The 7,816-nt window shown below is 70.8% G+C and carries 8 protein-coding genes and 1 pseudogene; 7 read left to right on the top strand and 2 right to left on the bottom strand.

The annotated features are described in order from the left end of the window. Positions 1-106: 106 nt before the first annotated feature. From A8G15_RS12595 to A8G15_RS12575, 5 genes and pseudogenes are all read left to right on the top strand, one after another. Positions 107-1,516: pseudogene (locus tag A8G15_RS12595) on the top strand (FAD-dependent oxidoreductase); the annotation flags it as partial. A gap of 216 nt (positions 1,517-1,732) precedes the next feature. Continuing rightward, a complete protein-coding gene (locus A8G15_RS12590) occupies positions 1,733-3,256 on the top strand; it encodes a DHA2 family efflux MFS transporter permease subunit (RefSeq protein ID WP_068159563.1) in 1,524 nt (507 codons plus the stop codon). A gap of 116 nt (positions 3,257-3,372) precedes the next feature. Beyond that, complete coding sequence (locus tag A8G15_RS12585; RefSeq protein ID WP_068159561.1) at positions 3,373-3,852, top strand: QcrA and Rieske domain-containing protein; 480 nt, start codon at positions 3,373-3,375, stop codon at positions 3,850-3,852. A 41-nt stretch (positions 3,853-3,893) separates the two neighbouring features. After that, the gene (locus A8G15_RS12580; RefSeq protein WP_068159559.1) at positions 3,894-4,259 is read left to right on the top strand and encodes a YidH family protein; all 366 of its coding nucleotides are present in this window, start codon (positions 3,894-3,896) and stop codon (positions 4,257-4,259) included. Continuing rightward, complete coding sequence (locus tag A8G15_RS12575; protein ID WP_068159557.1) at positions 4,256-4,582, top strand: DUF202 domain-containing protein; 327 nt, start codon at positions 4,256-4,258, stop codon at positions 4,580-4,582. The genes A8G15_RS12580 and A8G15_RS12575 overlap by 4 nt, the downstream gene beginning before the upstream one ends. Here A8G15_RS12575 and A8G15_RS12570 read toward each other — a convergent pair. After that, entirely contained in the window at positions 4,579-5,001 is a 423-nt protein-coding gene (locus A8G15_RS12570; RefSeq protein ID WP_068159555.1) for a PaaI family thioesterase, read from the bottom strand. The two genes, A8G15_RS12575 and A8G15_RS12570, sit on opposite strands and share 4 nt — an antisense overlap. A gap of 14 nt (positions 5,002-5,015) precedes the next feature. Then, a complete protein-coding gene (locus tag A8G15_RS12565) occupies positions 5,016-6,065 on the bottom strand; it encodes a YeiH family protein (protein ID WP_068159554.1) in 1,050 nt (349 codons plus the stop codon). A 102-nt stretch (positions 6,066-6,167) separates the two neighbouring features. On the opposite strand from A8G15_RS12565, the gene A8G15_RS12560 reads away from it, so the two are divergent. Then, positions 6,168-7,106, top strand: a complete 939-nt coding sequence (locus tag A8G15_RS12560) for a LysR family transcriptional regulator (RefSeq protein WP_068159553.1) — start codon at positions 6,168-6,170, stop codon at positions 7,104-7,106. Positions 7,107-7,157: 51 nt separating this feature from the next. After that, complete coding sequence (locus A8G15_RS12555) at positions 7,158-7,733, top strand: TerD family protein (RefSeq protein ID WP_068159552.1); 576 nt, start codon at positions 7,158-7,160, stop codon at positions 7,731-7,733. Positions 7,734-7,816: the final 83 nt, after the last annotated feature.

Below are 7,816 nucleotides of genomic sequence, written 5' to 3'. Positions count from 1 at the left end.
CGGGTGACCTTCCCAGCGGCACCCCTGCCCCCGAGCCACGCCCGCGTCACCGAACTGCACCTCGCGTCCTCGCCTTCGTTCCGTTCCCGCAGTTCCTGGGCTGCGTATCCGGCTTACGCCCCCCCCGGCGCCGCCCCGCGACCGCGGCACGCTGCGGGTCGCCGTCGTCGGAGCCGGACCCTCCGCCTGCTACGCCGCCCAGGAACTGCTCGAACGGTCCGACGTCGAGGTCGAGATGTTCGACCGCCTGCCGACACCCTTCGGGCTGGTCCGCGCCGGCGTCGCACCGGACCATCCCGGCACCAAGACCGTCACCGAATCGTTCGAGCGGTCGTTCCGGCGCGACGCATTCGGACTGCACCTCGACGTCGCGATCGGCCGCGACCTCACCCACGCCGAGCTGCTCGACCACCACCACGCCGTGATCTACGCGGTCGGGGCCTCCACCGATCGCCGTCTCGGCATCCCCGGTGAGGACCTGCCCGGGAGCCACGCCGCCACCGAGTTCGTCGCCTGGTACAACGGGCACCCCGACTACGCGGACCGGACCTTCGACCTCAGCGGCACCACCGCGGTGATCGTCGGCAACGGAAACGTGGCGATCGACGTCGCCCGGATCCTGACGATGGACGTGGACGAGCTGGCCCGCACCGACATCGCCGACCACGCCCTGGATGCGCTGCGACGCAGCAGAATCCGGGAGGTCGTGCTGCTCGGCCGTCGCGGTCCTGCGCAGGCCGCCTACAGCAACCCGGAGTTCCTGGCACTCGCGGACCTGCACGGCGTCGACATCGTCGTCGACGACGCCGAGCTGGAACTCGATCCGGCGAGCGCGCGGGCCGCGGCCGCCGATCCCGCCGTCGGACTGCGCATGCGGCTGGCACACGAGTACGCGCAGGCGGCACCGCAGCCCGGTCGCAAACGCATCGTCTTCCGGTATCTGACCTCGCCCACCGAACTGCTCGGCGACGACCGGGTGAGCGGCGTGCGGCTCGTGCGCAACGAACCGATCGAAGCGGAGGACGGCAGCGTCGTGGCCCGACCCACCGGTGAGCACGAGGATCTGCCCGCCCAGCTGGTGCTGCGATCGATCGGGTACCGGGGTGTACCGATGCCCGATGTGCCGTTCGACGAGCGTCGCGGTGTCATCCCGAACACGGCGGGCCGCGTCGAGGACGGCGTCTACGTCACCGGCTGGATCAAGCGCGGCCCGAGCGGGGTGATCGGCACCAACAAGGCGTGTGCGAAGGAGACGGTCGCGGCGCTCCTCGCCGACTTCGACGCAGGAAAGCTGACCACCCCGGCGCAGGGGCGCCGGGACCTGGCTCGGTTGCTCGCGTCGCGACGCCCGAGCCGGGTCGATCTGCGCGGCTGGCTGGCGATCGACGACGCCGAGCGCGCCGCCGGGCGGGCACACGGCCGCCCGCGGGTGAAGATCACCGACCGCGCGCGTCTGGTCGAGATCGGCGCGCGTCGCGGCCCGGCCCGGCTCCTCCGTCGCCTGATCCCCATGTGACGTAGATCGCCCCGGCGAGTCCTTTGGGTCCTCTGACCAGCACAAAGGCCACTGGCGCGCGGGAAAAGAGGTTGGGCCGGGTCGGAGGGAGTCGCTACGATCGCGAATATCGGCACCGCCCCGGTTCTTCGCTGACGAATCACCACGCGCTTTCTCCGGCGTCGTTGTCGGCACGGGTGGGCGTGCGCCGCGCCACCTGCGACCAGGAGAACATCCATGACAGCCCCATCAGAGGGTTCCACCGTCGCCGCGTCCGACGGAAAACTCGACGCCGCCGTACTGAAGATCGCCTCCGTGGTGGTCCTCGGTGCGATCATGTCCATCCTCGACGTCACCGTCGTGTCCGTCGCCCTGCCGACGTTCATGGAGGAGTTCCAGGCGAGTTACGCGACCGTCGCCTGGACAATGACGGCCTACACGCTGGCGCTGGCCAGCGTCATCCCGCTGACCGGCTGGGCCGCCGACCGATTCGGTTCCAAGCGGCTCTACCTCGGCGCGCTCGTCCTGTTCGTCGCGGGTTCGGTGCTGTGCAGCATGGCGTGGGACGTCACGTCGCTGATCGCGTTCCGTGTGGTGCAGGGCCTCGGCGGCGGCATGCTCATGCCGCTCGGCATGACGATCATGACCCGCGCCGCCGGTCCGCACCGCGTCGGCCGCGTCATGGCCGTGCTCGGCATCCCGATGCTGCTCGGCCCCATCGGCGGCCCCATCCTCGGTGGCTGGCTGATCGAGTCCGCCAGCTGGCACTGGATCTTCCTCATCAACCTGCCGATCGGCATCGTCGCGCTCATCACCGCGATGGTCGTGCTGCCCAAGGACCAGCCCAGCAAGTCCGAGTCGTTCGACTTCATCGGCATGCTGTTGCTGTCGCCGGGCCTGGCACTGTTCCTGTTCGGCGTGTCGTCGATTCCCGAGACCGGGACCGTCGCGTCCCCGCGCGTGCTGATCAACGGCATCATCGGCCTGATCCTCATCGGGGCGTTCGTGTTCCACGCCCTGCGCGCGAAGAACGCGCTGGTCGACCTGTACCTGTTCCGCAACCGCCAGCTCACCTTCGCGGTGCTCACCATGTCGGTGTTCGCGATCGGCTTCTTCGGCGCGGGCCTGCTGTTCCCCAGCTACTTCCTGCAGGTGCGCGGTGAGACCACACTGTCCGCCGGTCTGCTGCTCGCGCCGCAGGGCATCGGCGCGATGCTCACGATGCCGATCGCCGGTCAGCTCGTCGACCGGATCGGCCCCGGCAAGATCGTGATGGTCGGCCTGACCCTCATCAGCGCCGGCATGGCGGTCTTCACCCAGGTCGGTGTGGACACGTCGTACGTGCTGCTTCTCGGCGCCCTGTTCGTGATGGGCATGGGCATGGGCTGCACCATGATGCCGACGATGACCGCGGCGCTGCAGACCCTCACCGACCACAGCATCGCGCGCGGCACGACGCTGATGAACATCGTGCAGCAGGTCGCCGGCTCGATCGGCACGGCCACGATGTCGGTGATCCTCACCAACCAGATGGCGACTCCCGCCGGCGCCCCGGAGGGCTCCGCGACGCCCGACCCCGACATGGTCGCGCAGCTTCCGCCGGAGGTGCAGCAGTCGTTGCTGTCCTCGCTCGCCGACGCATTCGGAACCACGTTCCTCGTCGCGACGTGCGTGATGGTGCTGGCACTGATCCCGGCCGCGTTCCTGCCGCGCAAACGCGCCGAACTCCCCAGCCAGGGCGCGCCGGTCGTCATGCACTGACGCCGACCGGCCGAACGACACCGCCGGGCGCGGGCCGTGACCTACGTCGCTGCCCGCGCCCGGTGCCGTCGCTAGGCTTCCCGACGCACACCCCGGCGACCGGAACGGACACGCGAATGAACACCGCGGCATCGGACACACAGGCCACGACCCCCACCTCGCTACCGCGGCGGGCCCTGCTCGGCGGTGTCGGTGCCGTCGCGGCGACCGCGGTGCTCACCGCGTGCGGGAGCTCGGTCGGCGCGGATTCCGACGGGGGTGCGGCCGACGGGGAACTCGCCGCCGCGACGACCGCGCCGCCCGGGCCCGACGCGGAGGTCGTCGCCGGTGTCGCGGACGTTCCGGTCGGAGGAGCCGTGATGATCGACGGCAAGCGCCTCGTCCTGTCGCAGCCGGTCGCCGGTGACTTCCGTGCCTTCGTCGCGATCTGCACCCATTCCGGCTGCAACATCAGCGGAGTCGAGGGCGACGAGATCGTGTGCAACTGTCACGGCAGCCGATTCCGCCTCGACGGCACCGTCGCGAAGGGCCCTGCGAAGCGGCCTCTGAAGACACGGCCCATCGAGGCGCGCGGCACCGATCTCGTGGTGGGCTGAACGGCTCCCGGGCCGCCGCGCCGCCGCTACTGTTCGTAACTGTGACGCTACGACGGGACTGGCGGCCGCGGGGACTGCGGGAGGGCACCGACCCCGACACGCGTTTCACCCTCGCCAACGAACGCACGTTCCTGGCGTGGATCCGCACCTCGCTCGGCATCATCGCGGCAGCGGTCGGACTCGAGACGTTCGGCGGAGACGTGATGAGTGCGGCCGTCCGCACCACCGTGTCCTGCCTGCTGCTGGTGTTCGCGGCGGTTCTGGTGATCGCCGCACTGATCCGCTGGGTGCGCGTCGAGGAGGCCATGCGCACCGAGCGGCCGCTGTCACCGCCGTGGGCCGCGTTCCTGCTGGCCGGGCTCCTCGCCGTCGCCGCGGTGGTGCTGGCCGTCGCGATCCTCGCATGAGCCGGCCGACCCACGACGATCCCGGGCTGCAGCCCGAACGCACCAGTCTCGCGTGGCTGCGCACCGCATCGGTGCTGGGCGCGGTCGCTCTCGGTTTCATGCGATTCGTGCCGGGGCCCGATGCCGCGGTCGTCTCGGTCGGGCTGCTGTGTCTGGTCCCGGCGCTGTATCTGCTGGTCACCGCGGGCCGCGGCCACCGGGCGCGGGTGCGCCGATTCGCGGCGGGGACGGTCTCGCACCACTGGTGGCGCAACGTCGTGGTGACCGCCGCGGTCGCGCTGCTGGCCATCGCGGCGGCCGTACTGATCGCGACCGGTGGCTAACGGGACAGATCGATCAGCCGCGCGCTGCCCTGAGCCGCCGCACACACCTTCTCGGTGCCGTTCCCGTCGACCGCGACGATCTCGCACCGGCACAGCGCTTGCCGCTTCGTCGATTCGACGACCGAGGCCTCGGCCCGGAGCAGCACCCCGCCGGCCGGCCGCAGGTAGTCGATCGTGAAGCCGGTGGTGACGATCGACGGCCCGAGGACCGTGCCCGCGGCGAAGGTGATCGCGTTGTCCGCCGCGTACGAGAGCACTCCGCCGTGGACGAAACCGAACTGTTGCATCAACTCCGGTCGCAGCGGGATTTCGAGCACCGCGCGCGGTGGCGCATAAACGGTCAGACGCGCGCCGACGAGCACGCTGAACGGCTGCGCGGCCAGGACGGCGGCCGCGTCGTCGAAACCCAGGATTTCCATGAACGCAGTGTGCTCTATCCGAGCGGGTGGACCAGCAGAACTCCGGCGAACGCGATCACCGTGACCCATACCGTCGCGAACCCGGCGAGGGCGACGGGCCGCCATCCGATGCCGCGCAGCATGTCGAGGCGCACGCCCGTGCCGAGCGCGAACATCGCCGCCGCGAGCAACGCCACCTGCACCGAATGTGCGACCTCCAGAGCCGGGGCGGGCAGGATCCCGGTGGCACGCAGCGCCGCACACGCGAGGAACCCGACCAGGAACAGCGGCACCAGCGGCGGCCGGCGGGTGTCCGCCGGTGTCGCGCCGCGGCGCCGGGCAGCGATCCCGACTCCGGCGGCGACGGGTGCGAGCAGCGCGACCCGCGCGAGCTTGACGGTCACCGCCACCGTCAGCGCACCCCCGGCTCCTGCGACCGCGGTATTGTCGAGCGCGCCTCCGACCGCGACAACCTGCGCGACCTCGTGCACCGCCGCCCCGGCCCACATTCCGGCCTGGGTGCCGTCCAATCCGAGTCCACTCGCGAGCATCGGAAGCAGGGGGATCATCGCGGTGCCGAACACGACGACCAGCGCGACCGTGGTCACCAGTTCGCGGGTGCGCGCGGAGATCATGCCGTCCACGGCCGCAGCCGCGGCCGCCCCGCAGATCGAGAAGCCGCACGCGATGAGGAGGCGTTGAGTCCAGCCGAGTCCGAGCCGGGCTCCGAGCCACAGCGTGCCCGCGATACCGAGCGCGACGACCGCGACCGCGACGGCGAGGGTTCCCCATCCGAGTGCCAGGACGTCCGGGACCAGCAGTTGCAGGCCGAGCAGCGCGACGCCGACGCGCAGCAGGTTCTTCGCGGCGACGGCGGTACCGGGGGCGAGTACCCGGGTCGCGGCGCCCTCGCGGCGCAGGCCGGTGTTGGCCAGCGCGACGCCCAGCAGGATCGCGAGGAGCAGGGGAGCGACGCCCACCGCGTGGCCGAGGATGAGCGCGACCGCCGCGCCGGCCGCGCACAGCAGCAATCCCGGCGCGGACGAGGGCAGGCGCAGCGCGGGCGCTGCGGGCACGGTGATCATGGTTTCGATGATCTCGGCCGCCGGATTCCGCCGCTAGCCTCCGAAACCGCATGGCGGCATATCGAATCGATATGGCACCGGCCGAAGACATATCATTCGGTCATGACCGAGTGGCCGGATCTCGCAGCTCTCGAGCTTCTCGTCGGTGTCGACGACCACGGCAGTCTCGGCGCGGCTGCGCGGGCCGCCGACGTCGCCCAGCCCAACGCCAGTCGATCCCTGCGGCGCCTCGAGCGGCAACTCGGTGCCGCGCTGGTGCGGCGCGGACGGGCCGGATCGTCCCTCACACCCGAGGGAACCGTCGTCGCGCACTGGGCTCGGGAGGCGCTCGCCGACGTCCGCAGGCTCCTCGACGCCGCCGACTCGCTGCGTGTCGAGCGGCACGCCGAACTGACCGTCGCGGCCAGCATGACCGTCGCCGAACACCTCATTCCACGCTGGCTGGGCCGGTTCCGGACGGTGCGCGACGACGTGCAGATCCAACTGCAGGTGCACAACTCGATGCAGGTGTGCGACGCGGTCGCGGACGGTCGCGTCCACGTCGGCTTCGTCGAGGGGCCGACCGTGCCGGACGGGCTGCACAGCGTCGAGGTCGCCCGTGACCGGCTCGTCGTGGTCGTCGCCCCGGAGCATCCGTGGGTGCGGCGCCGCCGACCCGTGACCGTCGCCGAGCTCGCCGCGACACCACTGGTGGTGAGGGAACAGGGCTCGGGCACCCGGCGCACCCTCGACCTTGCGCTCGAGGAATACGACCGGCCCGGCCCGCTGCTCGAACTGGGCAGCGGCGCGGCGGTCCGCACCAGCGTCCTGAGCGGTGTCGGCCCCGCGGTGCTCAGCACGCTCGCCGTCGCCGACCATCTGGCCTCGGGGGAACTGCGGATCGTCGAGATCGAGGGGCTCGATCTGTCCCGCACACTGCGCGCGGTGTGGCGTCCGCCGCGCGCCCTCGCCGGTCCGGCCGGGGAACTGGTACGCATGATCGTGCGGACGCGGGTACCGGGCCGAAGCGGGCCCCCGGTTCCACACGAACCCCGGCCGTGAAGGTGCCGGCCGCAGAAGTTTCGAACCAACCGAACACGAAGGAGTGCACAGATGAGCGTATCCCTGGCCAAGGGCGGTAACGTTTCGCTGTCCAAGCAGACCGCCAACCTCACCGCGATCACCGTCGGCCTGGGCTGGGACCAGCGGACCACGACGGGTGCCGCCTACGACCTGGACGCTTCGGCGCTGCTGACCGGACAGGACCGCCGCGTTCTGACGGACCAGCACTTCGTGTTCTACAACAACCTCCGCTCACCCGACGGTGCCGTCGAGCACACCGGCGACAACCTCACCGGCGAGGGCGACGGCGACGACGAATCGATCGACATCGACCTCGTCGCTCTCGATCCCCGTGTCACCAACATCTTCTTCCCCGTCTCGATCCACGAGGCGATCGAACGCGGACAGTCGTTCGGCCAGGTCGTCAACGCCTTCATTCGTGTCGTCGACCGCAACACCGGAGTCGAACTCGCCCGGTACGACCTGTCCGAGGACGCCTCCACCGAGACCGCGATGATCTTCGGTGAGGTCTACCGGCACGGCGGCGAATGGAAGTTCCGCGCCATCGGCCAGGGTTACGCGTCCGGGCTCGCCGGTATCGCCCGCGACTACGGCGTCAACATCTGAGGTTCTTCCGCATCCGACACCGCGACCGCAGGCGAGCGGGACGGCCGCACGCGTCCAGGACGCGTGCGGCCGTCCTGTCCGTT

The organism is Rhodococcus phenolicus (assembly GCF_001646785.1).
GTDB lineage: Bacteria > Actinomycetota > Actinomycetes > Mycobacteriales > Mycobacteriaceae > Rhodococcus > Rhodococcus phenolicus.
This window is presented reverse-complemented; position numbering and strand designations above follow the sequence as displayed.

Bases quoted from the DNA above. Each gene is read 5' to 3' on its own strand.
- A8G15_RS12565 (WP_068159554.1), bottom strand. From the start codon at position 6,065: ATGATCACCGTGCCCGCAGCGCCCGCGCTGCGCCTGCCCTCGTCCGCG.
- A8G15_RS12555 (WP_068159552.1), top strand. From the start codon at position 7,158: ATGAGCGTATCCCTGGCCAAGGGCGGTAACGTTTCGCTGTCCAAGCAG.
- A8G15_RS12560 (WP_068159553.1), top strand. From the start codon at position 6,168: ATGACCGAGTGGCCGGATCTCGCAGCTCTCGAGCTTCTCGTCGGTGTC.
- A8G15_RS12570 (WP_068159555.1), bottom strand. From the start codon at position 5,001: ATGGAAATCCTGGGTTTCGACGACGCGGCCGCCGTCCTGGCCGCGCAG.
- A8G15_RS12585 (WP_068159561.1), top strand. From the start codon at position 3,373: ATGAACACCGCGGCATCGGACACACAGGCCACGACCCCCACCTCGCTA.
- A8G15_RS12590 (WP_068159563.1), top strand. From the start codon at position 1,733: ATGACAGCCCCATCAGAGGGTTCCACCGTCGCCGCGTCCGACGGAAAA.
- A8G15_RS12575 (WP_068159557.1), top strand. From the start codon at position 4,256: ATGAGCCGGCCGACCCACGACGATCCCGGGCTGCAGCCCGAACGCACC.